The sequence below is a fragment of the Cohnella abietis genome, from assembly GCF_004295585.1.
GTDB lineage: Bacteria > Bacillota > Bacilli > Paenibacillales > Paenibacillaceae > Cohnella > Cohnella abietis.
In genome coordinates this window covers 6,120,403-6,144,893 of record NZ_AP019400.1, presented here as the reverse complement: position 1 = coordinate 6,144,893, position 24,491 = coordinate 6,120,403, and the positions used below count along the sequence as shown (strand labels likewise).

Below are 24,491 nucleotides of genomic sequence, written 5' to 3'. Positions count from 1 at the left end.
AGGCGGATACCGACAATGGTATCCGCCTGTTTTTTTAGACTATCAGAAAGTATAAATTTCTACGTCTATATACTTATCTGATTGCTCGATACAAACGTGTATAGCCGTCCTAAGGACGGCGAAGCCGTTTTACTTGTGGAGGTAAGTTTGATGGCAGCACCTATCCTATCTCTAAAGAATGTATGCCGAAGCTTCGAGGGAAAAGAAGTCCTCCATGGCTGCAGCTTATCTATTCATAAAGGCGAAATAACAGTAATTGTGGGACACAATGGCTCCGGTAAAAGCACGCTTTTTAAAATCTTGAGCGGCATGGGAACAATCGATTCAGGGAAGAGAGAGCAGGGCGAGCATGCAAAAGCTTTATCTATCGGTTATGCTCCTGATAAGCTCCCTAAGCTCCGATTCACAGCAGTAGAATATTTAATGAGCATGGGCAGAGTTCGTGGCGTAGATGTGCCCGAATTGAAGGAAAGAATTGAAGAATTATGTCAGCTCTTCCGCTTGGAAACATCGAACAAACAAGAAATGCGTCATTTTTCCAAAGGAATGCTACAAAAAATTAATATCATGCAAGCGATGCTGCAGCCTACGGACATCCTTTTCATGGATGAGCCTCTATCAGGGCTGGATGCTCACACTCAGGAACAATTGATAGTTGCTTTGGGACAGTTTAAAGATCAAGGTATGACGATAGTAACGACCTCTCACGAGACACAAATGATTGAGCAACTGGCGGACAGGGTGATAACGCTTAAGGATGGGCAAATAATTAGCGATATCCGAAAATACGATGGTTCAATGAGCCCAATCTCGTACAAAGTTATAACCTATGCAGATAATAATTCTGATGAGGTAGACAAATATGCGGGATTACAAGGGATAGTGCATAAGAGGAAGGCGGGACAGTTTTGGATTGTTCACGTGGATTCGAGAAATAGCGATCAGCTGCTACAAGCCCTTCTTCAGGCGGGAGCTTCCATTGAGTCCGTAGAAAATGTGAAAGCGAAGGATAGCAAATGACAGAGACGATGCGATTCTCCTTAAAGTACTATTTCAGGTCACATAAGTATATCGCTCCACTGATCATTTACGTCCTCAGTATTATTTTTATATACAGTATTGTACCGAATCCTGTTATGCCCAGCTATTCATTGACGGCTACTTTATTATTCGTCATATCCGTATGGATAGGGCACGGTTACATAGATGTTGAGGATGAGGTGCAGCAGCTCATAACAGCTTTGCATATGGGGAGTGTAAGGAAGTACTATCTAAGCAAAATAGTAGTTCTATTCGGCGTTCTGACAGTGTTAGCGATAGTTACGGTGTTGTATCCTATTGTTTTCAACAAGTTTGTGAGAGCTCCAACCCTATCGGAAGGGATAAGCGGCTGTCTAAGTCATATACTACTATCCTTCATGGGCGCTTCTCTGGCCTTCCTATTCACTTCTAAGACGGTGAAGAAGCTAAGCTATGCTGTTGCGGGGTTGTTCGTCGTGGTGGTGCTATGCTTGGCAGGTGCAGGTATTGTGAAGCTAGTACCGCCGGAAATCGCTTTTCTAGGATGGCTGCTGCCTCCAGTTTACCGAATAATGGACGTCCTTAATAATTATGAAACTTCTAAGTCCTATGAGATGGTTTGGTCGTTGCTTGCTACATTCGTATATAGTGCGGTATTATTTGTGATATTCATAAGGCAGATGGAGAAAAGACTATTCTAAATATATTTTCTATCTCACAAAATTCATCTCATTATTGTTGACACACCCAAATGGAAGTGATAATATATCCTAGTGTGTGCCAGACGTGCGTCAAACTGACGTACATCGATACGGTGCGAACCTAAGCAAAGCGTGTGACATTAAAGTCGGTACGGCGTTGACCGTGACCGTTGAGGGAATAGATTGTCGGGTTTGTTTCGGAGATCAGCCAGAGAAATGTAGTTTCAATGGGGGAGCTATCCGGACGGGCCCTTTCTCGTCTCTTAAAATGAACCACCTGGATCTGTGGGCTTCGCAAAAGGGTATCGATTGAGTCGTTTACTAATTATGTTTACCGATTATGGGAAGGGGGTGGCATCATGCCAACTATTAACCAGCTAGTTCGTAAAGGCCGTCAATCGAAGGTCGTTAAATCGAAATCACCTGCACTTCAAAGAGGGTTCAATGCTCTTAAACGCGTTGAAACAGAAGTGAGTGCTCCTCAGAAACGTGGAGTATGTACTCGTGTAGGAACCATGACTCCGAAAAAACCGAACTCTGCACTACGTAAATACGCGAGGGTTCGTTTGACTAACCGCGTAGAGGTCACTGCCTACATTGGTGGGATCGGACATAACCTGCAGGAGCATAGCGTTGTGCTTGTTCGTGGAGGCCGGGTTAAGGATTTACCGGGGGTTCGTTATCATATCGTTCGCGGAGCACTTGATACCGCAGGCGTTAACAACCGGAAACAAGCTCGTTCTAAATACGGAACGAAAAGACCGAAAGTTAAGAAATCCTAATAAGCGTTTAGGCAATTTAATTGCTTAACACTGCACAACATGAATGAGAAAGGAGGAACTTCGATGCCACGTAAAGGACCAGTTACGAAACGGGATGTACTTCCGGATCCGCTGTATAACAGCAAACTAGTTACTCGTTTAGTTAACCGTATTATGATTGATGGTAAAAAAGGCGTTGCTCAGCAACTTCTATACGATGCGTTCAACCTTATTAAGGAGCGCTCGGGTAAAGATGCTATGGAGGTCTTTGAAGCAGCAATCAAGAACATTATGCCAGTACTTGAGGTTAAAGCTCGCCGTGTAGGTGGAGCAAACTATCAAGTTCCGATTGAAGTTAAGCCTGAACGCCGCACGTCCCTAGGACTGCGCTGGCTCGTTAACTACTCCCGCAACCGCGGAGAGAAGACGATGGAAGAGCGTTTAGCAGCTGAAATTCTGGATGCTTCCAATAACACTGGAGCAGCAGTTAAGAAGCGCGAAGATACACACAAAATGGCGGAAGCGAACAAAGCGTTTGCCCACTACCGTTGGTAGAATCGCATAAGTAAGATAAATGAAGGGAGACTGTATCATGGCTAGAGAGTTCTCCTTGCAAAATACGCGTAATATCGGTATTATGGCGCATATTGATGCGGGTAAAACCACAACAACTGAACGGATTTTGTTCTACACCGGACGTGTTCATAAGATCGGCGAAGTGCATGAAGGCGCCGCTACAATGGACTGGATGGAGCAAGAGCAAGAGCGCGGAATTACAATTACTTCTGCTGCTACAACCGCTCAATGGGATGGTCACCGTATTAATATTATCGACACTCCGGGTCACGTTGACTTTACGGTAGAGGTTGAGCGCTCCTTGCGCGTATTGGATGGGGCCGTAGGCGTATTTAGTGCCAAAGAAGGCGTGGAACCACAATCCGAAACAGTATGGCGTCAAGCTGACCGTTACGGCGTTCCTCGTATTGCTTATGTTAACAAAATGGATATTATAGGTGCAGATTTCCTTAATGTTGTAAGAGACATGAAGTTGCGCTTGAACGCTAATGCTGTAGCTATTCAATTGCCTATGGGCGCTGAGGATGTTTTTGTAGGAATGATCGACCTGATTGAACGGGTTGCTTATAAATACAAAGATGATCTCGGTAAAGATCCAGAGAAAATTGAAATTCCTGCAGAATATGAAGCTCAAGTTGAAGAACTGCGCGCTATCCTGGTAGAGAAAGTTGCAGAGCTTGATGAAGAACTGACAATGAAATTCCTAGAGGGTGAAGAACTCACTATCCCGGAAATCAAAGCTGCTCTTCGTAAAGGCGTCTGTGAAGTGAAAATCTTCCCAGTCGTATGTGGTTCCTCTTACCGTAACAAAGGCGTTCAGCCGATGTTGGATGCAGTAGTTAACTTCCTTCCATCTCCTCTTGATGTACCTGCTATTACAGGTCATCTAGACGATGGTACGGAAACAACTCGGGAATCTTCTGACACTGCTCCATTCGCTGCACTTGCTTTCAAAATCATGACTGACCCTTATGTTGGTCGTTTGACTTTCTTCCGCGTTTATTCCGGTATATTGAGCGCAGGCTCATATGTTGTTAATGCGACTAAAGGTAAACGCGAACGTGTTGGCCGTATTTTGCAAATGCATGCGAACAGCCGTCAGGAAATCAGTGAAGTACATGCTGGTGATATCGCAGCTGCTGTTGGTCTTAAAGATACAACAACAGGTGATACACTGTGTGATGAGAAAAACCCTGTAATTCTTGAATCAATGAACTTCCCTGAGCCGGTTATCCAGCTTGCGGTTGAGCCGAAAACAAAAGCAGACCAAGATAAGATGGGTATTGCTTTGCAGAAGCTGTCTGAGGAAGATCCTACGTTCCGTGCTCACACGGACGAAGAAACTGGCCAGACAATCATTGCAGGTATGGGTGAGCTTCACTTGGAAATTCTCGTTGACCGTATGCTTCGTGAATTCAAAGTTGAGACGAATGTTGGTAAACCACAAGTTGCTTACCGTGAAACATTCCGTGTCCCTGCGAAGGTCGAAGGTAAATTCGTACGTCAATCCGGTGGTAAAGGTCAATTCGGACATTGTTGGGTTGAGTTTACACCACTTGAGCCAGGCGAAGGTTTCATTTTCGAAAACAAAACGGTTGGTGGATCGATTCCAAAAGAATTTATCGCTCCAATCCAAGCTGGTATCGAAGAGTCGATGAAAAACGGTGTAATCGCTGGCTTCCCGCTAGTTGATATTAAAGCTGTTGTTGTTGACGGATCGTACCATGACGTTGACTCCTCGGAGATGGCGTTCAAAATTGCTGGATCGTTAGCGCTTAAAGCAGCTAAGGACAAATGTAGCCCTTGCTTGCTAGAGCCTATCATGAAAGTAGAAGTAACCGTGCCTGAAGAGTACATGGGCGATGTAATGGGAATGATGAGCTCTCGTCGTGGTCGTATCGAAGGAACGGATTCGCGTTTCGGCGCGCAAATCGTTCGTGCGAAAGTTCCACTCGCGGAAATGTTCGGATATTCCACAACGCTTCGTTCCGGTACACAAGGTCGTGGGGTGTTCTCAATGGAATTGTCCCACTACGAAGAAGTGCCGAAATCAATCTCTGAAGAGATTATTGCTAAGCACAAAGGCGCATAAGCAAATTGAGGAAGTGGTCGGGAATGGGATAAGCATTAGGCTCACCCTCCCGCCAACAAATATAACTTTTTGAATTATTAAGGAGGAACAGCAATCATGGCAAAGGCTAAGTTTGAACGTAACAAACCACACGTAAACATCGGTACTATCGGTCACGTCGATCACGGTAAAACGACATTGACAGCTGCAATCACAACTGTACTTTCCAAGCGTTATGGTGGAGCTGCAGTAGCGTTCGACCAAATCGACAAAGCACCAGAAGAGCGCGAGCGTGGAATTACAATTTCCACAGCACACGTTGAGTACGAAACACCTAACCGTCACTATGCACACGTTGACTGTCCTGGACATGCTGACTATGTTAAGAACATGATCACAGGTGCAGCACAAATGGACGGAGCAATCCTAGTTGTATCCGCAGCTGATGGCCCTATGCCACAAACGCGTGAGCACATCTTGCTTTCTAAGCAAGTAGGCGTTCCTTACATCGTTGTATTCTTGAACAAATGCGACATGGTTGAAGATGATGAATTGCTTGAGCTTGTTGAGATGGAAGTTCGCGACCTTCTGAACGAGTATGATTTCCCAGGCGATGACACTCCAATTATCCGTGGTGCTGCTCGTGAAGCATTGCAAAATCCTGATGGCGCATGGGCTGACAAAGTAATCGAGCTTTTCGAAGCTGTTGATTCTTACATCCCACAACCAGAACGTGCAACTGACAAGCCTTTCTTGATGCCAGTTGAGGATGTTTTCACAATCACTGGTCGTGGTACTGTTGCTACAGGCCGTGTTGAGCGTGGAATTATCAAAGTTGGTGACGAAGTTGAAATCATCGGCTTGCAAGAAGAAACTCGCAAATCCGTTTGTACTGGTGTAGAAATGTTCCGTAAATTGCTAGATCAAGCTCAAGCTGGTGACAACGTTGGAGCATTGCTTCGCGGTGTAGACCGTAAAGACATCGAGCGCGGTCAAGTAATCGCGAAACCAGGTTCAGTTAAGCCTCACACTGAATTCACTGCACAAATCTACGTTCTGACTTCTGCTGAAGGTGGCCGTCATAAGCCTTTCTTCACAGGCTACCGTCCACAGTTCTACTTCCGGACAACAGACGTAACTGGCATCATCAACCTGCCAGAAGGTACTGAAATGGTTATGCCTGGTGATAACATCGAGGTTACTGTTTCCCTAATCGCTCCAATCGCTGTTGAAGACGGTACTCGCTTCGCTATTCGCGAAGGCGGACGTACTGTAGGCGCTGGTGCAGTTGCTTCTATCCAGAAGTAATTAGTTGTTATAAACCCAAAAGGGTTGAGTCAGCATTATGCTGATTCAACCCTTTTTTTGTGCGACTATCAGAAAGTATAAAATCCAACCCTCCAACCCAAGCCTATCGTCGCAAAATGCGACGATGACGATCCGAAACCTAGCAAAGCCAAGCCCATCGTCGCAAATTGTGACGATAATGATCCGAAACCTAACCAAACCCGGCTCATCGTCGCAAATTGCGACGATGACGAGCTGAAACCTAACGAAGCCCATCCCATCGTCGCATTTTGCGACGATAACGAGCAGAAACCTAACTAAGCCAAGCCTATCGTCGCAAAATGCGACGATGACGAGCTGAAACCTAACCAAGCCAAGCCAAGCCTATCGTCGCAAAATGCGACGATAACGAGTCGAAACCTAGCAAAGCCAAGCCCATCGTCGCAAAATGCGACGATAACGATCCGAAACCTAGCAAAGCCATGCCCATCGTCGCAAAATGCAACGATAACGATAATTCAAAAATCTCTCCCACTAGGTACCTGAACGGGGAGGGGAGTAGGGAGTAGGGAGTAGGGAGTAGGGAGTAGGGAGTAGGGAGTAGGGAGTAGTGTCTGAGGCAAGAATGGCACACAATTTCGTTATTACGTTAACAAGCCATAGCATGTAAGTTTGCAGGGGGAGATGTGCGGAGGAATGCATCGATATACATAGCGGAGTCGAATTTTGAGGTAGTATGGATGAATAAGGATAGACGTTTTTCTTATACGATCAGAAAGTACCCTAGCTAAACTCTATTGTGCTTATTGCCAATAGAATGAACTCTTATTTTTTCTAACGAACTTCATTGCGTTATTGAGTCATTATTAGGAGGGGCGGCGCTACTTTACAGGATATAACAAATAAAACATTACATTTTCGATCATATAAGAGTTAATGAGTTCGCTAGCCACATGTTCCCATTAAAAGTTAATCTGAAAAGAACTTACTCGTATACAAGCTGGTAGCCAAACCTTCAGCAGTAATCGTAGCGATGGATAAGAAGAAAGTATCAATAGAAAAAAGCATTCCACCTAAAATAACGACGAAGGCATCCATAATTAATATTAAAATTCCTACATTGAGCCGTAAGCGCCTAGCCATTAGTTTGGCAAGTAAGTCCATGCCCCCTGTACTTGCATCATTTCGAAGAAGAACGCCAAATCCGATACCAATGCATGTTCCTCCTATAACCGAGGAGGCGAAGGGTTGGGAATGAACGAAGGAACTGAATGGAGAATAAACCTCGAATAAATCAATGAAGTAAGAGAGCAGGATCATTCCGATGAGACTATGAATGAACATGCCGCGAGCGTTGTACCAGGTATATATAAATACGGGTAGACTCAATAAAGTAAAGACGATTCCAACTCTTGCTTCATATATATAGTTCGCGATAAGCGCTAACCCGATGAATCCTCCATCGAGTACTTTAATTGGAATTAGAAAAAAGTCTATCCCTAAAGCAATTAATAAGCTTCCAATAATAATCGTAATACTTTGATAGAGGGAGGGCAAATAAAACCAGTCCTTTCAGCATGCCTGTCTTATTTATATGGCTGATAAGTAACAGACATGATGGGGACTAGAAATTAGTTTGAAGACGGCAAAAAGATGCATTCACCTCTTATAGGGAGGGAATGCATCTTTTGTTTTGCATAATGAGTTGGTAATTTAGAAGCCTTTATATTGCGGTTCTTCGTTTTCTAATTGTTGTACCCGGGTTTCCACCTGCTGGACAATTTGTTGAGTCTGTCCTGCGCAATTTGTGAAGAGAGTTTTAGCTTCTTGGTTTTGAGTGGCCAGGGCGAATTGCTCAAGACTTGCTTGAGCGCTCTTAAGTGAGGCAACACATGTTTTTACATCAGATGCTACTGTCAATGAAATCACCTCCCGTCTACAACAACATTATTATCGTAGCTAAAGGTCTATTTTATGCGGAGAAACTATTCCCTTCTAAACCAGAAGATCTCTCTAGGGTGACTTCATAAAATAGATGATCTTAACAGAACATAAATAACATTGCGACTTGTTGACCATGAGGAGGAGGCTTGTCACGTGCCTGATTGGATTGAAGTGGCTTTACGAACGTTATTGGCAGTTGTTGTGCTCTTCATAGTTACGAAGGTTTTAGGGAAAAGGCAAGTATCACAGATGTCTCTTTTTGAATATATTACCGGAATTACACTCGGGAGCATTGTTGCCTACATCTCATTGGACTTAAATACGAATTTGCATCTTGGGATCGTAGCAGTAGGCGTGTGGGCGCTCTTCTCACTCGGGATTGAATTTCTCCAACTCAAAAGTAAGAAAATGAGAGATTTTTTTGAAAGCAAAGGAACTGTTCTAATTAAAGATGGAAAAGTGCTTGAAGATAATCTAAAAAAGGAAAGACTCACAACAGATGAGCTCATGGAACAGCTACGCAAGAAAATGGCGTTTAAGGTAGCGGATGTGGAGTTCGCGATCATTGAACCAAGCGGAGATATTAATGTACTGCTTACGAGAGAAAATCAACCGCTGACTCCGAAGCATCTAGGAATCAAGGTTGGACCAGAGCAGGAGCCTCAAGCGGTTATTATGGATGGAAAAATAATGGACGAGCCCTTGGCAACAATTGGATTAAGCCGACAGTGGTTGAATACGGAGTTGGAGAAGCTTGGTGTTACTGCGGAGAATGTGTACCTTGGGCAGGTCGACACATACGGCGAATTTTATGTGGATTTGTATGATGATCAGTTAAAGGTGGCTAAGCCGCAGGAAAAGGAAAAGTTATTTGCAACGTTAAAAAAATGCGAAGCAGATCTTATGTTATTCGGACTGACCACAAGAAATGAGAAAGCAAAAAAGATGTATGAGCAATGTGCAATTGAGATGCAAACAATCATTAAAGAGGTTACGCCAATTCTTCATCGATAAGGGAGTGTATATATATGACGAGCAGCAGTAAAAAAAAACTAACCCCAGTGCAGAAGGAGTACAAGGAGCTGGTAAAGAAAAGGGAGCCTGCTAGACCGGTTCTAAAAAATTGCTCTCGGGCCTTTCTTGTCGGTGGAACGATTTGTTTACTGGGTCAAGCTATTCAAGAAATGTTCGTGCACTGGGGCGGATTTGACGAGAAAAAAGCAAGTAACCCTACTGTAGCCGTACTAATCATTATTTCTGTCATTTTAACCAGCTTGGGTGTTTACGATAAAATTTCCCAATGGGCAGGTGCAGGTTCAGCTGTTCCTGTAACGGGGTTTGCCAATTCAATGGCTTCAGCAGCCATCGAGCATAGAAGTGAAGGGATCGTATTGGGAGTTGGCGGCAAAATGTTTGAGCTTGCAGGTGCGGTAATTGTTTTCGGTACAGTTGCTGCCTTCATTGTAGGTGTCCTTCATCTCATATTTAATCCGAGTGCTGTAGGAGGTTGATCTAATGCTTAAGGGACACCAAAGCTGGATATTTGAGAACAATCCGAAAATAAGAGCAGTTGGAACGGTAGTTGGTCCATTCGAAGGGCAAGGACCTTTAGCTAATGACTTTGACATCATACATGGAGACCTAATGCTGGGTCAGGATAGCTGGGAAAAAGCAGAGAAAACATTATTAGAAGAGGCTGCAAAGCTGGCTATTGAGAATGCAGGCCTAACTCAAGAGCAAGTCAATTTCTTTATTGGCGGAGACCTGATGAATCAAATCATTAGTAGCAGCTTCGCAGCGCGGACTTTAGCCATTCCTTATTTGGGAGTGTTCGGGGCGTGTTCGACTTCTATGGAAAGCCTTGCATTAGCAGCTAATCTTGTCAATTCGCGTTCAGCTAAATTCGTACTCGCTAGTGCATGTAGTCACAATGCAGCTGTAGAGAAGCAATTTCGCTATCCAACGGAATATGGTTCTCAAAAACCTCCAACAGCTCAATTCACAGTAACAGGCGCTGGAGCTTCAATCGTTGCGGAGCATGGCAAAGGTGTAACCGTGAAATCTGCGACTATAGGTAGAATTGTGGACATGGGAATCACTGATCCGTTTAACATGGGTGCCGCGATGGCTCCAGCTGCTGTTGATACCATTCAAGCTCATTTGCGCGATCTGAGGATAGAGCCGGGCTATTATGATTTAATCGTCACAGGTGATCTTTCACGAATTGGATACGAAATAGCGTGTGACCTATTCGAGAAGCATAAGATTCAGATCGACCAAACGAAATACTACGACTGCGGCATGATGATTTACAACTATGAAGAGCAAACGGTGCAATCAGGTGCGAGTGGCTGCGGTTGTTCAGCAGTTGTCACTTATGGGCATCTGATGAAAAGAATGCTCAAGGGGGAGTTGAAAAGAATTCTTGTAGTGGCAACCGGAGCATTATTATCCCCAATATCATTTCAACAAGGAGAAACTATTCCCTGTATTGCTCATGCAGTATCTCTGGAAATGGAGGATAAGATATGATTTATTTATGGGCATTTATAATAGGAGGGGCAATTTGTATATTTGGACAAATCTGCTTCGATGTATTCAAGCTAACACCTGCTCATACAATGGCATTGCTTGTTGTAATAGGCGCGGCATTAGATGGGGTTGGTTGGTATGAGCCGCTCGTTGAGTTTGCTGGTGCAGGTGCCTCCGTACCTATTACGAGCTTTGGTAATGCATTAGTACATGGAGCTTTAGAGGAACTAAAAGAAGATGGATGGATTGGAATTATTACAGGGATCTTCAAGGTTACGAGTGCTGGCATTTCGGCAGCGATTATTTTCTCTTTTATTGCCGCGCTATTTGTAAAACCAAAGGGTTAAAGAAATAAGCATTGTAGGGGCTGTCGAAAATGATCATGGGATTAGCCATGGTGGTTTTCGACAGCCTCTATTTGTGCTGATTGGTGTACGAAAATTGAATTTATTGAGGTGATAGGAGTCTCTTATATAGAAGATGAAAAACTTTGAAAGTTTTTGTTGCAATCGTTTGGGCAAATCGCTATAATAGTGAATGTTGGTCTGTGACTGTGCGTTGATGTGAGAGGTTGCCGACACACCCGGCCCCTTTGCCATAGGGGTGAAGATCAGGTGATTGTGGGGTTATTCTCACGGAGTATGTCCGATTCCAAAATTGGGCGAATGAAGGAGGGAATTCTATGGCTAAGCAAAAAATCCGTATCCGTTTGAAAGCCTACGACCACCGTATCCTGGATCAATCCGCGGAGAAAATCGTAGAAACGGCAAAGCGTACTGGTGCAAGTGTATCTGGACCAATTCCATTGCCAACCGAAAAGCAGATCATCACGATCTTGCGTGCGGTGCACAAATACAAGGATTCGCGTGAGCAATTCGAAATGCGTACGCACAAGCGTTTGATTGATATTGTTAATCCGACACCGCAAACGGTTGATGCATTGATGCGTCTTGATCTACCGTCTGGCGTTGATATCGAAATCAAACTTTAATTGTAGCGATAAGTAAATTAGATCCATGAAGAAAAGAGGTGTCAACATGTCAGGAATCTTGGGACGTAAACTCGGAATGACTCAAATATTCGCAGCTGACGGTAGCGTTGTGCCGGTCACTGTAATAGAAGCAACTCCGAACATCGTACTACAAAAGAAAAACGTAGATAACGATGGATACGAAGCAGTACAGCTTGGTTTCGCGGATAAGCGCGAGAAGCTAGCAACAAAACCAGCCATTGGCCATGCTAAAAAAGCCAACACGGGACCCAAGCGCTTCATTCGCGAGGTTAGCGGCCTTAACGCAGCTGACTTGGAAGTTGGTCAAGAGCTTAAAGTTGACCAGTTCTCCGAAGGCGATATCGTTGATGTGACAGGTACTTCCCTTGGTAAAGGAACAACAGGTGCCATCAAGCGTTGGGGCTTCCAACGTGGTAAGATGACGCATGGTTCCAAGTATCACCGTGGTAACGGATCGCTCGCAACCATTCGTGATGCAAACCGCGTACCTAAAGGTAAAAAAATGCACGGCCGTATGGGTAACGAAACGGTTACAGTACAAAACCTTGAAATCGTGAAAATCGATCTTGAGCGTAACGTATTGTTGATCAAAGGTTCCGTACCGGGCGCTCGCAACAGTTTTCTCAAAATCCGCACATCGGTGAAGAAATAATTCACAATGTATGAGGAAAGGAGGACCACTCATGCCGAAAGTAACTGTTTTTAATGTAGAAGGCAAAGAAGTTGGAGAAATCGAACTGGCAGAAGGAGTATTCGGTTTAGAGCCGAACGTTCACGTACTGCACAGTGCTGTATTGCTTCAACAAGCTTCACTTCGCTCTGGCACGCACGATACGAAAGGTCGTTCGGAAGTTCGCGGAGGCGGGCGTAAGCCTTGGAAGCAAAAAGGAACAGGCCGTGCTCGTCAAGGTAGTATTCGTTCCCCGCAATGGAAAGGCGGCGGTATCGTATTCGGACCAACACCGCGCAGCTATGGTTTCAAATTACCTCGTAAAGTTCGTCGTTTGGCGATCAAATCAGCTTTGTCTAGCAAAGTTGTGAGCAGCCAAATTATCGTTCTTGATCAGCTGAGCTTGTCCCAGCCGAAAACGAAGGATATCTCGAAGCTATTGAACAACCTCAAAGTTTCCCGCAAAGCGCTAGTCGTAACAGCGGACTTTGATAATAACGTGGCCCTGTCCGCGCGTAACATTCCTGGAGTCAAATTTGTCTCCGCTGAAGGAATTAACGTGCTTGACGTGATGAAGTATGATCAATTGATCATCACGAAGGATGCAGTCGCTAAAGTTGAGGAGGTGTTCGCGTAATGAAAAACCCCCGCGATCTAATCAAACGGCCGGTTATTACGGAACGCACAAGCGACTTCATGGAGCAGCGCAAATACGTGTTCGAAGTTGACTTGAGAGCGAACAAAACGGAAATTAAACAAGCTATTGAACAGATCTTCAAAGTGAAGGTCACTAATGTTAATACGCTTAGAATGCCTGCTAAGCCTAAACGCTATGGCAAGCACAGCGGTTACACATCTGAGTGGAAAAAAGCAATCGTGCAGCTTTCTGCAGATAGCAAGCCACTTGAGTACTTCGAATCCTCTGTATAATAAGTCTCTAAAGTAAGGAGGGAATCCAATTGCCAGTCAAAAAGTTTAATCCGACCACGGCAAGCCGTCGTCAAATGACGATTGCAACGTTTGAAGAAATTACAGCAACAGAGCCGGAGAAATCCTTGCTTGCGCCATTATTCAAACGTGCTGGTCGTAATAACCAAGGTAAAATCACTGTTCGTCATCACGGCGGCGGACACAAGCGTAAATACCGGATCATCGATTTCAAGCGCACGAAGGACGGCATTCCCGGCCGCGTGGCTACAATTGAATACGATCCTAACCGTACGTCTTACATCGCCTTGATCAACTATGCAGACGGTGAAAAGACTTACATTATCGCACCAAAAGGTCTTAAAGTTGGTGACGTAATTACTTCAGGTCCTACTTCCGACATTAAAGTTGGAAATGCTCTTCCGTTGGAGAACATTCCAGTAGGTACAGTTATCCACAACATTGAACTTAAACCAGGCAAAGGCGGCCAAATGGTACGCGCTGCAGGAACAAGTGCACAATTGCTGGGTAAAGAAGAATCCTATGTAACAATCCGTTTGACTTCTGGTGAGATTCGTCGCATTCTCAAAACTTGCCGTGCAACTATCGGTACAGTTGGTAACCAGGATCACGAGTTGCTTAACATTGGTAAAGCTGGACGTAACCGCTGGTTAGGCAAACGCCCAACTGTACGTGGTGTTGTTATGAACCCGAACGATCACCCACACGGTGGTGGTGAAGGCCGCGCGCCAATCGGACGCAAATCCCCGCTTTCTCCATGGGGCAAGCCTACGCTTGGTTACAAAACTCGCAAAAAGAAGAAAGCTTCGAGCAAATACATCGTTCGTCGCCGCACCAAGTAAGAACTATCGTCTAGCGGCGTGAACGGCAAACTCTCAAGCCGCGTTGAAGGGAGGAGCATTCCATGGGTCGCAGTTTGAAAAAAGGTCCTTTCATTGATGGTTATCTGCTGAAAAAAGTGGATGAGCTATCTGGTACGAATAAGAAAGTGGTCATCAAAACGTGGTCTCGTCGTTCGACGATTTTCCCACAATTCGTGGGTCTAACGTTCGCAGTTTATGACGGACGTAAGCATGTGCCGGTATACGTGTCTGAAGACATGGTCGGTCACAAGCTAGGTGAATTTGCGCCGACGCGCACGTTCAAAGGTCATTCCGACGATGATAAAAAAACGGGTAAGCGATAATTTTAACCCTACGAAGTGCGATTATGTAAGTGCGCCTCAGGCGTCATGAAATAATCGGCACGAGACGTAACGTAAGGGAGGAGGTACTCCGATGTCTCAGCAAGCCAAAGCTCATGTGAATAACATTCGCATACCGGCTCGTAAAGTCCGCCTGGTCGTTGACCTGATTCGCGGTAAAAAAGTCGGCGATGCTGTTGCTATCTTGCGTCATACGCCGCGTTCGGCATCTCCGGTTTTGGAGAAGCTATTGAACTCTGCTATCGCAAACGCTGAACACAACTACCAGCTTGACGTGAACAAATTGTTCATATCCGAAGCCTTCGTTAATGAAGGTCCAACGATGAAACGATTCCAACCACGTTCACAGGGCCGTGCGTTCAGCATCTTCAAACGATCCAGCCATATTACACTGGTCGTATCCGAAAAATAAGGAGGGACAACGTGTGGGTCAAAAAGTAAATCCCGTCGGTTTTCGTATCGGCGTCATCCGTGATTGGGAATCCAAATGGTACGCTGGTAATAAGGATTTCGGCACGCTTCTAATCGAAGATGTCAAAATTCGCGAATTCCTTAAGAAGAAACTTAAAGACGCTGCTGTTTCCAAAATCGAAATCGAACGTGCGGCTAGCCGCGTTAACGTTACGATTCACACTGCTAAGCCGGGTATCGTTATCGGTAAAGGTGGAGCAGAAGTTGAAGTTCTTCGTGCTCAATTGACGAAAATTTCAAACGGCAAGAAAGTACACATTAACATCTCCGAGATCAAAAATCCGGAATTGGACGCTATCCTAGTTGCCGAGAGCATCGCGCAACAATTGGAACGCCGCGTATCCTTCCGCCGCGCGATGAAACAAGCTATGCAACGTACGCAACGCGCAGGTGCGAAAGGTATCAAAACAGCCGTAAGTGGTCGTCTGGGCGGAGCAGAAATCGCTCGTCAAGAAGGCTACAGCGAAGGAACAGTGCCATTGCACACACTCCGCGCTGATATCGATTACGGAACGGCAGAAGCTCATACTACTTATGGCCGCATCGGCGTAAAAGTATGGATCTACCGTGGCGAAGTCCTTCCGGCAAAGAAAAGAGCTGCTGAGGAAGGAGGCAACTGATCATGTTGGTCCCTAAACGCGTTAAACACCGCAAAGAACACCGCGGTAAAATGAAAGGCCGTGCAAAAGGCGGTACAGAAGTGCATTTCGGCGAATTCGGCTTGCAGGCTATGGAACCTTCTTGGGTGACTAACCGTCAAATCGAGGCTGCTCGGATTGCCATGACTCGTTATATCAAACGGGGCGGAAAAGTTTGGATCAAAATTTTCCCTTCGAAACCTATTACTCAAAAGCCTCTTGAGGTACGGATGGGTAGCGGTAAAGGTAACGTAGAAGCGTGGGTTGCTGTTGTTAAGCCGGGCAAAATCTTGTTCGAGCTTGCAGGAGTATCCGAGGAGATAGCACGTGAAGCGATGCGTCTTGCAGCTCACAAGTTGCCTATTAAGACGAAGTTTGTGAAACGTGAAGAACTGGGTGGTGAAGCAAATGAAAGCCAGTGAATTTCGCAACCTGACATCGGCGGAACTTGAACAGAAGGTAGCCGGCTTCAAGGATGAGCTGTTCAACCTCCGCTTCCAATTGGCTACTGGCCAACTGGATAATCCGCATCGCTTAGGCGACCTGCGGAAAGAAATTGCTCGGGCCAAAACTATTTTGCGCGAGCGTGAACTCGGCATTAGTTAATAACCTAGCAATAACCGACGATGAATCAAGCGGGCTTACCGCTAACACGGGTTATCGTCCGGAAGACCCTGAGATTGATTCCGGGAAGGAGGATTACCATGAGCGAACGCAATAACAATCGCAAAGTGCAGATTGGTAAAGTCGTCAGCGACAAAATGGACAAAACGATTGTGGTGGCAGTTGAAACTTACAAAAAGCACAGCTTGTACCACAAACGGATTAAATACACTAAGAAGTTCAAAGCGCATGATGAGAATAACGATGCAAAAATCGGCGACACCGTGAGAATCATGGAGACCCGCCCGTTGTCGAAAGACAAAAGCTGGCGTATGGTCGACATCGTTGAAAAAGGCGTATTAGCCTAAGCGACTCACCTGTGACTGAAAGGAGGACCTTGCGATGATTCAACCGTTTACGCGCCTACGGGTTGCCGACAACTCCGGCGCGAAAGAATTGATGTGTATCCGCGTACTTGGCGGTACAGGACGCCGTGTTGGACATATCGGTGATATGATCGTATGTTCCGTTAAACAAGCAACACCAGGCGGCGTTGTCAAAAAAGGTGACGTAGTCAAGTGTGTTATCGTTCGTACAAAACGTTCGGTACGCCGTAAAGACGGATCCTACATCGCGTTCGATGAGAACGCGGCAGTAATTGTTAAAGAAGATAAGAGTCCGCGTGGTACCCGGATCTTTGGACCGGTTGCTCGTGAACTTCGCGATCGCGATTTCATGAAAATCATTTCCCTGGCACCGGAAGTTCTTTAATACTCCGGAAAGCACCGATGGAGAAACACTCAAGGAGGTGTACCCATGCCCCGTCTGAAAAAAGTGCTTCAATCGCACAATAATAAACTGCACGTGAAAAAAGACGATAACATTATCGTCATCTCGGGCAAAGACAAAGGCAAGAAAGGCCGCATTATCGCTGCGTATCCGCGCGAGAACCGTGTGCTTGTCGAGGGCGTAAACATGGTGAAACGCCATACTCGTCCGAACCCAGCGAATCAACAAGGCGGTATCATCGAGCGCGAAGCACCGATTCACGTGTCGAACGTGATGCATATCGATCCTAAAAGCGGCAAACCAACTCGCGTTGGTTCCAAAGTTCTAGAAAACGGCACTAAAATCCGGATCGCTAAGCGCTCTGGAGAATCGATCGACTAAACGCAGTCAGAACGGAAAGGAGGTCACTGTGACTCATGGCAACAAGAATGAAGGAACGCTTTCTGAATGAAATTACTCCTGCTCTAATGCAGAAGTTCAACTACAAGTCAGTCATGCAGGTGCCTAAGGTCGAAAAGATCGTAATCAACATGGGTGTCGGCGAAGCAGTCTCTAATTCCAAAATTATGGACTTTGCTGTAGAAGACATGCAGAAGATTGCTGGTCAAAAGCCTGTAATCACTCGCTCCAAGAAATCAATCGCAGGCTTCCGCCTTCGTGAGAACTTGCCAATCGGTGTTAAAGTAACACTGCGCGGCGAACGTATGTATTACTTCTTGGATAAATTGTTCAACATTTCACTTCCTCGTGTACGTGACTTCCGCGGTATATCGACCAAATCGTTCGATGGACGCGGTAACTACACACTAGGTTTGAAAGAGCAATTGATCTTCCCGGAAATCGAGTATGATAAGATTGATAAAGTTCGCGGGATGGATATCGTCATCGTAACAACGGCACAATCGGACGAAGAAGCGCGTGAGCTGCTCACCCAATTGGGTATGCCGTTTGCGAAGTGACGCCAATCCGGCCAAATTAGCAAAGGTTCCTAATGGAGGTGTGAAAGCAAGTGGCAAAAACGTCGATGAAAGTCAAGCAACAGCGTACGCCGAAGTTTAAAGTACAGGCTTACACGCGTTGCGAGCGTTGCGGACGTCCGCATTCCGTTTTGCAAAAATTCAAGATCTGTCGGATCTGTTTCCGTGAATTGGCACATAAAGGCCAGATTCCTGGCGTCAAAAAAGCGAGCTGGTAATCAGCCTAGTTCGGGAAGGAGGTTTACCCCATGGTTATGTCTGATCCTATTGCAGATATGTTGACACGAATTCGTAACGCGAATCTCGTTCGTCATGAGTCGGTGGAATTGCCTGCGTCTACTGTGAAGAAGCAAATTGCTGAAATCCTGAAGCGTGAAGGTTTTATCCGCGACACTGAATATGTGGAAGATAACAAGCAAGGCTTGATTCGTATTTTCTTGAAATACGGCCCTAGCAACGAGCGTGTTATCACGGGTCTTAAACGTATTAGCAAACCAGGTTTGCGCGTTTATACTAAATCCACTGAAGTACCGCGTGTGTTGGGTGGCCTCGGCATCGCGATCATTTCTACATCTAAAGGCATCATCACCGATAAGGAAGCCCGTCAAGGGAAGTCCGGCGGAGAAGTGCTTTGCTACGTTTGGTAATTTAACTGTCACACGATTGGAGGTGTACCTATGTCCCGTATTGGACGCAAACCGATTCAGGTGCCTAACGGCGTGAACGTGAACCTGGACAACAACGTAATTACGGTTAAAGGTCCTAAAGGAACATTATCACGTGCTTTGCACGCTGATATGAAAGTTTCCTTTGAGTCCGATGTCATTACTGTTGAACGTCCTTCCGATAACAAGCTTCACCGCTCGCTGCACGGCACGACTCGCAGCGTAGTTGCCAACATGGTTAGTGGCGTAACTGAAGGTTACATCAAGAACCTTGATCTGGTAGGTGTAGGTTACCGTGCTAGTAAATCTGGCGATAAGCTAGTATTGAACGTTGGTTACTCTCACCCGGTTGAAATTTTACCGGAAAGCGGCATTGAATTCGAAGTGCCGGCACAAAACAAAATCATCGTTAAAGGCATCGACAAAGAACTTGTCGGCGTAACTGCAGCGAAAATTCGTTCCGTTCGTGAGCCTGAGCCTTACAAAGGTAAAGGTATCAAGTACGAAAACGAGCGCATCCTTCGTAAAGAAGGTAAAGCAGGTAAGAAGAAGTAATGAAGTAAGTTGCGGGTGGTATAAAGCTGCCTAGATGCAACGTGAAGGGAGTGAACCTTTCGGATGATTACAAAAAGCGATAAAAATAAAGCTCGTCTGAAGCGTCACCTTCGGGTACGTAAGAAAATCAGCGGCACAAACGAACGTCCACGTCTTTCCGTGTTCCGTTCATCCAAGCACATCTATGCTCAACTGATTGATGACGTTAAAGGCATTACGCTTGCTAGCGCATCTACAATTGACAAAGAGCTTGCTGGTGTTGGTAACGGTGGTAACGTTGAGTCTGCACGTAAAGTGGGCGAACTCGTTGCAAAACGCGCTATAGAAAAAGGATACGCTAGCGTCGTGTTTGATCGTGGCGGCTATCTGTATCATGGACGTATTCAAGCACTGGCTGACGCAGCTCGCGAAGCCGGATTACAGTTTTAATTCAATTTTTGACACAAGGAGGTAAACGACTTGCGTGTAGATCCGAATACATTGGAACTGACCGAAAAAATGGTTCAAATCAATCGTGTCTCCAAAGTCGTCAAAGGCGGACGTCGCTTTAGTTTCAGCGCACTCGTCGTTGTCGGAGACGGCAAAGGCTGGGTTGGCGCGGGAATTGGTAAAGCTTCAGAAGTTCCAGACGCAATCCGTAAGGGCGTCGATGACGCTAAGAAAAATCTTGTTTTCGTTCCACTCGTTGGAACAACAATTCCACATGCTGTTACGGGAAGTTTCGGCGCCGGCAAAGTGCTGCTGAAACCAGCATCAGAAGGTACGGGCGTTATCGCGGGCGGTCCTGTCCGCGCAGTGCTCGAACTAGCTGGAGTCGGCGATATTTTGACGAAATCGCTGGGTTCCTCCAACTCCATTAACATGGTCAATGCGACGTTGGAAGGTTTATCCCGCCTCAAACGCGCCGAAGACGTAGCGAAACTGCGCGGTAAAACCGTAGCAGAGCTATTCCGTTAAGGAGGGGAAACAGATGGCACAGCTTCACATTACCCTCGTTCGTAGCTTGATTGGTCGTCCTGAGAATCAACGTCAAACGGTGAAAACTCTTGGACTCGGTAAGCTGCATACGTCAGTTGTAAGAGAAGATAATGTCGCAACTCGCGGCATGATCAACACGGTCAGTCATTTGATCGAAGTTAAAGAAGTTTAAGATATTAAGCATAACTCTCAAGGAGGTGCGACGTACGATGAAATTGCATGAGCTATCTCCAAACGAAGGCTCGACGGCCACCCGGAAACGGAGAGGTCGCGGAGCTGGTAGTGGTCTCGGCAAAACTTCAGGTCGCGGACACAAAGGGCAAAACGCTCGTTCCGGTGGCGGTGTTCGTCCCGGATTCGAGGGTGGTCAAAACCCATTGTACCGTCGGGTACCGAAGCGCGGATTTAACAATGATCGTTTTGCAACAGTCTTCGCGATTGTCAATCTTGATCAGCTGAACCGTTTTGAAGCTGGTACAGAAGTGACACCAGAATTGCTGCTAAATGAGGGCATTCTCAAAAATCCAAAAGACGGAATTAAAATTCTGGGCAATGGCGATCTGAACGTGCAGCTGACTGTAAAAGCTCATAAGTTCTCTCAGCATGCAGCAGAAAAAATTCAGGCCGCCGGCGGTAAAACCGAGGTGATCTAATGTTTGCGACCGTCACTAACATTTGGAAAGTCGAGGACCTTCGCAAGAGGATCCTGTTTACCCTTTTCATCCTGTTGATTTACCGGATCGGTTCCTTTATTCCGGTGCCGAACATTAACAAGGACGTTCTTACGGCGGCCGACCAACAGGGCACTGACCTGTTCGGCCTTCTGAACACGTTCTCTGGCGGTGCATTGTTTAACTTCTCCATTTTCGCTCTGGGGATTACTCCTTACATTACAGCCTCGATTATCGTTCAACTCCTTTCCATGGATGTCATTCCGAAGTTTTCGGAATGGCAGAAGGAAGGCGAGAACGGTAAACGTAAGCTGGCACAGATTACTCGTTACGGAACGATAATCTTGGGATTAATCCAAGCCTTTGCAACGGCTATCGGTTTTAACAGGATGTATAACCACGATATGGTCATTGATGCAAATACGGCAACATATCTTATGATTGCAATTGTTTTGACTGCTGGTACCGCGTTCCTTATGTGGCTTGGTGAACAAATCAATGAAAAGGGTATCGGTAACGGTATCTCAATCTTGATTTTTGCGGCAATTGTTGCCTCTATACCGAAGCATGCACGCGATATCTACGCTCATCAATTCACGGATTCAAGTCAATTGTTCCTTAATATCGTTACGATAGTCCTGATCTTGATAGTAGTTGTACTGCTAATCGCAGGTGTAATCTTCATCCAGCAGGGTGTGCGTAAAATTCCGGTTCAATACGCTAAACGAGTTGTCGGACAGAAAATGTACGGCGGTCAATCCACTCACATTCCACTGAAGGTGAATGGAGCAGGTGTTATCCCGGTAATCTTCGCTGTATCTCTCTTGATGTTCCCGATTACAATTGCACAGTTCTGGGCTAACCACGATTGGGCACAATGGATTATCAAGAATATGTATTATACACAGCCTTTAGGTATGGTATTGTACATTCTCTTGATTATCGGTTTCACTTTCTTCTACACGTTCGTTCAATTCAACCCGCAGCAGCTTGCGGATAATATGAAGAAGAATGGCGGATATATTCCAGGTATTCGTCCTGGTAAGCCGACAGAGGGCTTCTTGATGCGCGTAATAACGCGTATTACGTTAGCTGGTGCGGTGTTCCTAGCGATTATCTCGGTTATTCCCGTGTTCTTTGGATCATTGGCTGGGTTACCAGACTCAGTTAAATTGGGCGGTACTTCACTCTTGATCGTCATCGGGGTTGCACTCGAAACGATGAAACAAATCGAGAGCCAATTGATCAAACGTCACTACAAAGGTTTTATCAATAAATAACTAACGAGACGGACAGGAGGAACAGCAATGAACATCTTGTTTATGGGGCCTCCTGGCGCCGGCAAAGGAACGCAGGCAGAACGGATCGTCGAGCAATTCGGCATTCCGCACATCTCAACCGGTGATGCGTTTCGTCTAGCCATCAAGCAAGGCACGCCGATCGGAAAGAAGGCCAAGGAGTTTATCGACCAAGGTCTTCTCGTTCCCGATGAAGTGACTAACGGCATCGTTCGCGAGCGCCTAGCGGAATCGGATTGCGCCAACGGGTTTCTGTTGGACGGGTTTCCGCGGACGCTAGCGCAAGCCGAAGCACTTGACGGCATGTTAGCTGATATGGATCGCAAGATCGACCATGTCATCAACCTGAAGGTAGAGGCTAGCTTCTTGCTGCCTCGCATTACAGGAAGAAGGATTTGCAGAACTTGCGGAACGACGTATCACACTATTTTCAACCCGCCTAAGCAGGAAGGTATCTGTGATAAAGACGGGGGAGAGCTGTACCAGCGTCCTGATGATACGGAAGAAAAGGTGGCTACTCGTCTTGAAGAGTATTCTAACAAGACAGCTCCTCTTCTGACTTATTACGGCGGCAAAGGTTCGCTCCGTGAAGTAGACGGGGAGAAGGACATCGACAAGGTTACGACCGAGATCGCTTCCCTTCTCAGAGGGTAATCGGCCATGATCGTAATCAAGTCTGAAAGACAGTTGAACTTGATGCGTGAGGCGGGCCGGATTGTGGCTGAGGCTCATCGCCTGATGAAACAGGCGGTGGTTCCTGGTGTCACAACTGCTGAATTGGATCGCATTTGCGAAACATTCATTCTTAGCCAAGGCGCTGTTCCCTCTTTCAAGGGTTATAACGGTTTTCCGGCCAGCATATGTGCTTCAACGAATGAGGAGCTCGTTCACGGGTTCCCAAGTTCGCGGAAGCTTATAGAAGGCGACATCATCAGCATCGATATCGGCGCACAGTACCAAGGATTTCACGGCGATTCTGCTTGGACTTACGGTGTCGGACAAATTTCCGATGAAGCACAGCGCCTTCTGGAAGTTACCGAAGCTTCGCTTTATGCGGGGCTGGAGCTGGTTCGTCCGGATGTGAGGCTGTATACCGTATCACACGGCATTCAGAAAGTGATCGAAGAGTCGGGCTTCTCGGTAGTCAGGGAATATGTCGGTCATGGCGTAGGAGCTGATCTGCATGAGGAACCGCAAATCCCGAATTATGGTGTTCCTGATCGCGGACCGCGATTGAAACCAGGGATGACACTCGCGATCGAACCGATGGTCATTGTGGGAGAACGTTACGTGAAGACTTTGTCTGATAATTGGACAGTCGTCACGGTGGACGGATCGCTGTGCGCGCATTTCGAGCATACGATTGCCGTAACCGAAGACGGGTATGAAATACTTACCCGTGCGTAAAGCTAGGTGAATGATATGACGGTAAACGTTAAGTTGGAGCCCGGAGACATCGTGAGAAGCCGGCGTGGAAGAGACGAAGGTCAACTAGCAATAGTTGTTGCCCTAGTCGAAGAGCGATTCGCGCTCGTGGCTGACGGCGATAAACGCCGGTTCGATCGGCCTAAACGCAAAAACGTGCTGCATCTCGAACCGATCGGGACCCGAAGTGAAGAAGTTGCGAATAATATTCGCGATACCGGACGCGTGACTAACGCAAAGCTCCGGCACGCTATCGGTGAAATCGAACAACGGCTCGAAACGCATGCTGTAGAGAAAGGAGAATGACGGTTGGCCAAAGAGGACGTCATCGAGGTAGAAGGTACGGTCGTTGAACCGTTGCCTAATGCTATGTTCAAGGTTGAGCTCGAGAATGGGCATCAAATCCTGGCTCATGTTTCCGGAAAGCTTCGGATGCATTTTATACGGATTCTGACGGGGGACAAAGTGGTTATCCAATTGTCGCCTTATGATCTGACACGGGGCCGTATCACCTACCGTAAATAAGCTTGCCCGGTCTACTACGCGCGTGACAACCAACCCGCGAACGCAGATTGTTGTTACGTTGGATGTATACGTGATGACTGTACTGACGCCAGGGCGCGCTGATTCAGTCACACTTGTGACGACCGAACCTCAATGCTTTCGGGCATACGTTCGATCGCACTATTAAGGAG

Annotated in this window: 40 protein-coding genes; 36 read left to right on the top strand and 4 right to left on the bottom strand. The window is 46.2% G+C overall.

What is annotated here, in order from left to right; genetic code table 11:
* The first annotated feature begins 150 nt into the window (after window positions 1-150).
* The 6 genes from KCTCHS21_RS27000 to tuf all read left to right on the top strand — a co-directional run bounded on the left by KCTCHS21_RS27000 (window position 151) and on the right by tuf (window position 6,437).
* Window positions 151-1,020 (top strand): ABC transporter ATP-binding protein, encoded by an 870-nt coding sequence (locus KCTCHS21_RS27000; protein ID WP_130615220.1) that lies wholly within the window; start codon window positions 151-153, stop codon window positions 1,018-1,020.
* The gene (locus KCTCHS21_RS26995) at window positions 1,017-1,721 is read left to right on the top strand and encodes a hypothetical protein (protein WP_130615218.1); all 705 of its coding nucleotides are present in this window, start codon (window positions 1,017-1,019) and stop codon (window positions 1,719-1,721) included. The genes KCTCHS21_RS27000 and KCTCHS21_RS26995 overlap by 4 nt, the downstream gene beginning before the upstream one ends.
* Window positions 1,722-2,080: 359 nt before the next feature.
* Window positions 2,081-2,503, top strand: coding sequence for a 30S ribosomal protein S12 (gene rpsL, locus KCTCHS21_RS26990; protein WP_130615215.1), 423 nt, complete (start codon window positions 2,081-2,083; stop codon window positions 2,501-2,503).
* A gap of 63 nt (window positions 2,504-2,566) precedes the next feature.
* Window positions 2,567-3,037 (top strand): 30S ribosomal protein S7, encoded by a 471-nt coding sequence (rpsG, locus tag KCTCHS21_RS26985; RefSeq protein WP_130615213.1) that lies wholly within the window; start codon window positions 2,567-2,569, stop codon window positions 3,035-3,037.
* Window positions 3,038-3,074: 37 nt separating this feature from the next.
* Entirely contained in the window at window positions 3,075-5,150 is a 2,076-nt protein-coding gene (fusA, locus tag KCTCHS21_RS26980; protein WP_130615211.1) for an elongation factor G, read from the top strand.
* 96 nt (window positions 5,151-5,246) lie between these two features.
* Window positions 5,247-6,437, top strand: coding sequence for an elongation factor Tu (tuf, locus tag KCTCHS21_RS26975; RefSeq protein WP_130615208.1), 1,191 nt, complete (start codon window positions 5,247-5,249; stop codon window positions 6,435-6,437).
* A 45-nt stretch (window positions 6,438-6,482) separates the two neighbouring features.
* Here the strand turns inward: tuf and KCTCHS21_RS26970 are convergent, their stop codons facing one another.
* The 4 genes from KCTCHS21_RS26970 to KCTCHS21_RS26960 all read right to left on the bottom strand — a co-directional run bounded on the left by KCTCHS21_RS26970 (window position 6,483) and on the right by KCTCHS21_RS26960 (window position 8,336).
* On the bottom strand, window positions 6,483-6,788 hold the full coding sequence (locus tag KCTCHS21_RS26970) for a hypothetical protein (RefSeq protein ID WP_130615206.1): 306 nt from the start codon (window positions 6,786-6,788) through the stop codon (window positions 6,483-6,485).
* Window positions 6,781-6,921 carry a hypothetical protein gene (locus KCTCHS21_RS31300; RefSeq protein ID WP_162309391.1) on the bottom strand — a complete coding sequence of 47 codons (141 nt, stop codon included), beginning with the start codon at window positions 6,919-6,921 and terminating at the stop codon, window positions 6,781-6,783. Before KCTCHS21_RS31300 ends, KCTCHS21_RS26970 begins: the two co-directional genes overlap by 8 nt.
* Window positions 6,922-7,385: 464 nt before the next feature.
* The gene (locus KCTCHS21_RS26965) at window positions 7,386-7,973 is read right to left on the bottom strand and encodes a YitT family protein (RefSeq protein WP_130615204.1); all 588 of its coding nucleotides are present in this window, start codon (window positions 7,971-7,973) and stop codon (window positions 7,386-7,388) included.
* A gap of 156 nt (window positions 7,974-8,129) precedes the next feature.
* On the bottom strand, window positions 8,130-8,336 hold the full coding sequence (locus tag KCTCHS21_RS26960; RefSeq protein ID WP_130615202.1) for a DUF1657 domain-containing protein: 207 nt from the start codon (window positions 8,334-8,336) through the stop codon (window positions 8,130-8,132).
* 177 nt (window positions 8,337-8,513) lie between these two features.
* On the opposite strand from KCTCHS21_RS26960, the gene KCTCHS21_RS26955 reads away from it, so the two are divergent.
* The 30 genes from KCTCHS21_RS26955 to infA all read left to right on the top strand — a co-directional run bounded on the left by KCTCHS21_RS26955 (window position 8,514) and on the right by infA (window position 24,321).
* Entirely contained in the window at window positions 8,514-9,374 is an 861-nt protein-coding gene (locus tag KCTCHS21_RS26955; protein WP_130615200.1) for a DUF421 domain-containing protein, read from the top strand.
* A 14-nt stretch (window positions 9,375-9,388) separates the two neighbouring features.
* Window positions 9,389-9,871: a stage V sporulation protein AC gene (gene spoVAC, locus KCTCHS21_RS26950; protein WP_130615198.1), complete on the top strand. Its 483-nt coding sequence runs from the start codon at window positions 9,389-9,391 to the stop codon at window positions 9,869-9,871.
* A gap of 4 nt (window positions 9,872-9,875) precedes the next feature.
* Window positions 9,876-10,892, top strand: a complete 1,017-nt coding sequence (gene spoVAD, locus KCTCHS21_RS26945; RefSeq protein WP_130615196.1) for a stage V sporulation protein AD — start codon at window positions 9,876-9,878, stop codon at window positions 10,890-10,892.
* Entirely contained in the window at window positions 10,889-11,239 is a 351-nt protein-coding gene (gene spoVAE, locus KCTCHS21_RS26940) for a stage V sporulation protein AE (protein WP_130615194.1), read from the top strand. Before spoVAD ends, spoVAE begins: the two co-directional genes overlap by 4 nt.
* Before the next feature lie 335 nt (window positions 11,240-11,574).
* A complete protein-coding gene (gene rpsJ / locus KCTCHS21_RS26935; RefSeq protein ID WP_130615191.1) occupies window positions 11,575-11,883 on the top strand; it encodes a 30S ribosomal protein S10 in 309 nt (102 codons plus the stop codon).
* A 46-nt stretch (window positions 11,884-11,929) separates the two neighbouring features.
* Window positions 11,930-12,556, top strand: coding sequence for a 50S ribosomal protein L3 (gene rplC, locus KCTCHS21_RS26930; protein ID WP_130615189.1), 627 nt, complete (start codon window positions 11,930-11,932; stop codon window positions 12,554-12,556).
* A gap of 31 nt (window positions 12,557-12,587) precedes the next feature.
* Entirely contained in the window at window positions 12,588-13,211 is a 624-nt protein-coding gene (gene rplD / locus KCTCHS21_RS26925; protein WP_130615187.1) for a 50S ribosomal protein L4, read from the top strand.
* Complete coding sequence (rplW, locus tag KCTCHS21_RS26920; protein WP_130615185.1) at window positions 13,211-13,504, top strand: 50S ribosomal protein L23; 294 nt, start codon at window positions 13,211-13,213, stop codon at window positions 13,502-13,504. Before rplD ends, rplW begins: the two co-directional genes overlap by 1 nt.
* A 29-nt stretch (window positions 13,505-13,533) precedes the next feature.
* Window positions 13,534-14,364, top strand: coding sequence for a 50S ribosomal protein L2 (rplB, locus tag KCTCHS21_RS26915; RefSeq protein WP_130615183.1), 831 nt, complete (start codon window positions 13,534-13,536; stop codon window positions 14,362-14,364).
* Between the two features lie 62 nt (window positions 14,365-14,426).
* Window positions 14,427-14,708, top strand: coding sequence for a 30S ribosomal protein S19 (rpsS, locus tag KCTCHS21_RS26910; protein ID WP_130615181.1), 282 nt, complete (start codon window positions 14,427-14,429; stop codon window positions 14,706-14,708).
* A 91-nt stretch (window positions 14,709-14,799) separates the two neighbouring features.
* On the top strand, window positions 14,800-15,138 hold the full coding sequence (rplV, locus tag KCTCHS21_RS26905; protein WP_130615179.1) for a 50S ribosomal protein L22: 339 nt from the start codon (window positions 14,800-14,802) through the stop codon (window positions 15,136-15,138).
* A gap of 13 nt (window positions 15,139-15,151) precedes the next feature.
* Entirely contained in the window at window positions 15,152-15,817 is a 666-nt protein-coding gene (gene rpsC, locus KCTCHS21_RS26900; protein ID WP_130615177.1) for a 30S ribosomal protein S3, read from the top strand.
* Between the two features lie 2 nt (window positions 15,818-15,819).
* Window positions 15,820-16,257 (top strand): 50S ribosomal protein L16, encoded by a 438-nt coding sequence (gene rplP / locus KCTCHS21_RS26895; RefSeq protein ID WP_130615174.1) that lies wholly within the window; start codon window positions 15,820-15,822, stop codon window positions 16,255-16,257.
* On the top strand, window positions 16,244-16,441 hold the full coding sequence (gene rpmC, locus KCTCHS21_RS26890) for a 50S ribosomal protein L29 (RefSeq protein WP_115995318.1): 198 nt from the start codon (window positions 16,244-16,246) through the stop codon (window positions 16,439-16,441). The genes rplP and rpmC overlap by 14 nt, the downstream gene beginning before the upstream one ends.
* A gap of 98 nt (window positions 16,442-16,539) precedes the next feature.
* Window positions 16,540-16,806 (top strand): 30S ribosomal protein S17, encoded by a 267-nt coding sequence (rpsQ, locus tag KCTCHS21_RS26885; RefSeq protein ID WP_115995319.1) that lies wholly within the window; start codon window positions 16,540-16,542, stop codon window positions 16,804-16,806.
* A gap of 34 nt (window positions 16,807-16,840) precedes the next feature.
* A complete protein-coding gene (rplN, locus tag KCTCHS21_RS26880; RefSeq protein ID WP_130615172.1) occupies window positions 16,841-17,209 on the top strand; it encodes a 50S ribosomal protein L14 in 369 nt (122 codons plus the stop codon).
* A gap of 45 nt (window positions 17,210-17,254) precedes the next feature.
* Complete coding sequence (gene rplX, locus KCTCHS21_RS26875; protein WP_232057973.1) at window positions 17,255-17,608, top strand: 50S ribosomal protein L24; 354 nt, start codon at window positions 17,255-17,257, stop codon at window positions 17,606-17,608.
* A 35-nt stretch (window positions 17,609-17,643) separates the two neighbouring features.
* The gene (gene rplE, locus KCTCHS21_RS26870; protein WP_130615170.1) at window positions 17,644-18,186 is read left to right on the top strand and encodes a 50S ribosomal protein L5; all 543 of its coding nucleotides are present in this window, start codon (window positions 17,644-17,646) and stop codon (window positions 18,184-18,186) included.
* Between the two features lie 50 nt (window positions 18,187-18,236).
* Window positions 18,237-18,422: a type Z 30S ribosomal protein S14 gene (locus tag KCTCHS21_RS26865; protein ID WP_115995323.1), complete on the top strand. Its 186-nt coding sequence runs from the start codon at window positions 18,237-18,239 to the stop codon at window positions 18,420-18,422.
* Window positions 18,423-18,452: 30 nt separating this feature from the next.
* On the top strand, window positions 18,453-18,851 hold the full coding sequence (rpsH, locus tag KCTCHS21_RS26860; RefSeq protein ID WP_130615168.1) for a 30S ribosomal protein S8: 399 nt from the start codon (window positions 18,453-18,455) through the stop codon (window positions 18,849-18,851).
* A 30-nt stretch (window positions 18,852-18,881) separates the two neighbouring features.
* Window positions 18,882-19,424: a 50S ribosomal protein L6 gene (gene rplF / locus KCTCHS21_RS26855; protein ID WP_130615166.1), complete on the top strand. Its 543-nt coding sequence runs from the start codon at window positions 18,882-18,884 to the stop codon at window positions 19,422-19,424.
* 63 nt (window positions 19,425-19,487) lie between these two features.
* Window positions 19,488-19,853 carry a 50S ribosomal protein L18 gene (rplR, locus tag KCTCHS21_RS26850; RefSeq protein WP_130615164.1) on the top strand — a complete coding sequence of 122 codons (366 nt, stop codon included), beginning with the start codon at window positions 19,488-19,490 and terminating at the stop codon, window positions 19,851-19,853.
* Window positions 19,854-19,883: 30 nt separating this feature from the next.
* Window positions 19,884-20,381 (top strand): 30S ribosomal protein S5, encoded by a 498-nt coding sequence (gene rpsE, locus KCTCHS21_RS26845; RefSeq protein WP_094050613.1) that lies wholly within the window; start codon window positions 19,884-19,886, stop codon window positions 20,379-20,381.
* Window positions 20,382-20,394: 13 nt separating this feature from the next.
* On the top strand, window positions 20,395-20,574 hold the full coding sequence (rpmD, locus tag KCTCHS21_RS26840) for a 50S ribosomal protein L30 (RefSeq protein ID WP_130615162.1): 180 nt from the start codon (window positions 20,395-20,397) through the stop codon (window positions 20,572-20,574).
* 37 nt (window positions 20,575-20,611) lie between these two features.
* Window positions 20,612-21,055: a 50S ribosomal protein L15 gene (gene rplO / locus KCTCHS21_RS26835; protein WP_130615160.1), complete on the top strand. Its 444-nt coding sequence runs from the start codon at window positions 20,612-20,614 to the stop codon at window positions 21,053-21,055.
* Window positions 21,055-22,353: a preprotein translocase subunit SecY gene (gene secY / locus KCTCHS21_RS26830; protein WP_130615158.1), complete on the top strand. Its 1,299-nt coding sequence runs from the start codon at window positions 21,055-21,057 to the stop codon at window positions 22,351-22,353. Before rplO ends, secY begins: the two co-directional genes overlap by 1 nt.
* A gap of 27 nt (window positions 22,354-22,380) precedes the next feature.
* Complete coding sequence (locus KCTCHS21_RS26825; protein WP_130615156.1) at window positions 22,381-23,025, top strand: adenylate kinase; 645 nt, start codon at window positions 22,381-22,383, stop codon at window positions 23,023-23,025.
* A gap of 6 nt (window positions 23,026-23,031) precedes the next feature.
* Window positions 23,032-23,778, top strand: coding sequence for a type I methionyl aminopeptidase (gene map / locus KCTCHS21_RS26820; protein ID WP_130615154.1), 747 nt, complete (start codon window positions 23,032-23,034; stop codon window positions 23,776-23,778).
* Between the two features lie 15 nt (window positions 23,779-23,793).
* A complete protein-coding gene (locus KCTCHS21_RS26815; protein WP_130616719.1) occupies window positions 23,794-24,102 on the top strand; it encodes a KOW domain-containing RNA-binding protein in 309 nt (102 codons plus the stop codon).
* A 3-nt stretch (window positions 24,103-24,105) separates the two neighbouring features.
* Window positions 24,106-24,321, top strand: a complete 216-nt coding sequence (gene infA / locus KCTCHS21_RS26810; RefSeq protein ID WP_116065578.1) for a translation initiation factor IF-1 — start codon at window positions 24,106-24,108, stop codon at window positions 24,319-24,321.
* Window positions 24,322-24,491: the final 170 nt, after the last annotated feature.

What these genes read in the sequence shown, in the direction of transcription:
- rpsH (WP_130615168.1), top strand. Translation starts at nt 18,453, where the DNA reads ATGGTTATGTCTGATCCTATTGCAGATATGTTGACACGAATTCGTAAC.
- rpsQ (WP_115995319.1), top strand. Translation starts at nt 16,540, where the DNA reads ATGAGCGAACGCAATAACAATCGCAAAGTGCAGATTGGTAAAGTCGTC.
- rplP (WP_130615174.1), top strand. Translation starts at nt 15,820, where the DNA reads ATGTTGGTCCCTAAACGCGTTAAACACCGCAAAGAACACCGCGGTAAA.
- spoVAE (WP_130615194.1), top strand. Translation starts at nt 10,889, where the DNA reads ATGATTTATTTATGGGCATTTATAATAGGAGGGGCAATTTGTATATTT.
- rplO (WP_130615160.1), top strand. Translation starts at nt 20,612, where the DNA reads ATGAAATTGCATGAGCTATCTCCAAACGAAGGCTCGACGGCCACCCGG.
- KCTCHS21_RS26825 (WP_130615156.1), top strand. Translation starts at nt 22,381, where the DNA reads ATGAACATCTTGTTTATGGGGCCTCCTGGCGCCGGCAAAGGAACGCAG.
- rplC (WP_130615189.1), top strand. Translation starts at nt 11,930, where the DNA reads ATGTCAGGAATCTTGGGACGTAAACTCGGAATGACTCAAATATTCGCA.
- rplV (WP_130615179.1), top strand. Translation starts at nt 14,800, where the DNA reads ATGTCTCAGCAAGCCAAAGCTCATGTGAATAACATTCGCATACCGGCT.
- rplW (WP_130615185.1), top strand. Translation starts at nt 13,211, where the DNA reads ATGAAAAACCCCCGCGATCTAATCAAACGGCCGGTTATTACGGAACGC.
- tuf (WP_130615208.1), top strand. Translation starts at nt 5,247, where the DNA reads ATGGCAAAGGCTAAGTTTGAACGTAACAAACCACACGTAAACATCGGT.
- secY (WP_130615158.1), top strand. Translation starts at nt 21,055, where the DNA reads ATGTTTGCGACCGTCACTAACATTTGGAAAGTCGAGGACCTTCGCAAG.
- rpmD (WP_130615162.1), top strand. Translation starts at nt 20,395, where the DNA reads ATGGCACAGCTTCACATTACCCTCGTTCGTAGCTTGATTGGTCGTCCT.
- KCTCHS21_RS26995 (WP_130615218.1), top strand. Translation starts at nt 1,017, where the DNA reads ATGACAGAGACGATGCGATTCTCCTTAAAGTACTATTTCAGGTCACAT.
- rplR (WP_130615164.1), top strand. Translation starts at nt 19,488, where the DNA reads ATGATTACAAAAAGCGATAAAAATAAAGCTCGTCTGAAGCGTCACCTT.
- spoVAC (WP_130615198.1), top strand. Translation starts at nt 9,389, where the DNA reads ATGACGAGCAGCAGTAAAAAAAAACTAACCCCAGTGCAGAAGGAGTAC.
- KCTCHS21_RS27000 (WP_130615220.1), top strand. Translation starts at nt 151, where the DNA reads ATGGCAGCACCTATCCTATCTCTAAAGAATGTATGCCGAAGCTTCGAG.
- rpsL (WP_130615215.1), top strand. Translation starts at nt 2,081, where the DNA reads ATGCCAACTATTAACCAGCTAGTTCGTAAAGGCCGTCAATCGAAGGTC.
- rplD (WP_130615187.1), top strand. Translation starts at nt 12,588, where the DNA reads ATGCCGAAAGTAACTGTTTTTAATGTAGAAGGCAAAGAAGTTGGAGAA.
- KCTCHS21_RS26815 (WP_130616719.1), top strand. Translation starts at nt 23,794, where the DNA reads ATGACGGTAAACGTTAAGTTGGAGCCCGGAGACATCGTGAGAAGCCGG.
- rpmC (WP_115995318.1), top strand. Translation starts at nt 16,244, where the DNA reads ATGAAAGCCAGTGAATTTCGCAACCTGACATCGGCGGAACTTGAACAG.
- rpsJ (WP_130615191.1), top strand. Translation starts at nt 11,575, where the DNA reads ATGGCTAAGCAAAAAATCCGTATCCGTTTGAAAGCCTACGACCACCGT.
- spoVAD (WP_130615196.1), top strand. Translation starts at nt 9,876, where the DNA reads ATGCTTAAGGGACACCAAAGCTGGATATTTGAGAACAATCCGAAAATA.
- rplX (WP_232057973.1), top strand. Translation starts at nt 17,255, where the DNA reads ATGCCCCGTCTGAAAAAAGTGCTTCAATCGCACAATAATAAACTGCAC.
- rplF (WP_130615166.1), top strand. Translation starts at nt 18,882, where the DNA reads ATGTCCCGTATTGGACGCAAACCGATTCAGGTGCCTAACGGCGTGAAC.
- rpsS (WP_130615181.1), top strand. Translation starts at nt 14,427, where the DNA reads ATGGGTCGCAGTTTGAAAAAAGGTCCTTTCATTGATGGTTATCTGCTG.
- map (WP_130615154.1), top strand. Translation starts at nt 23,032, where the DNA reads ATGATCGTAATCAAGTCTGAAAGACAGTTGAACTTGATGCGTGAGGCG.
- rplE (WP_130615170.1), top strand. Translation starts at nt 17,644, where the DNA reads ATGGCAACAAGAATGAAGGAACGCTTTCTGAATGAAATTACTCCTGCT.
- rplN (WP_130615172.1), top strand. Translation starts at nt 16,841, where the DNA reads ATGATTCAACCGTTTACGCGCCTACGGGTTGCCGACAACTCCGGCGCG.
- fusA (WP_130615211.1), top strand. Translation starts at nt 3,075, where the DNA reads ATGGCTAGAGAGTTCTCCTTGCAAAATACGCGTAATATCGGTATTATG.
- rpsG (WP_130615213.1), top strand. Translation starts at nt 2,567, where the DNA reads ATGCCACGTAAAGGACCAGTTACGAAACGGGATGTACTTCCGGATCCG.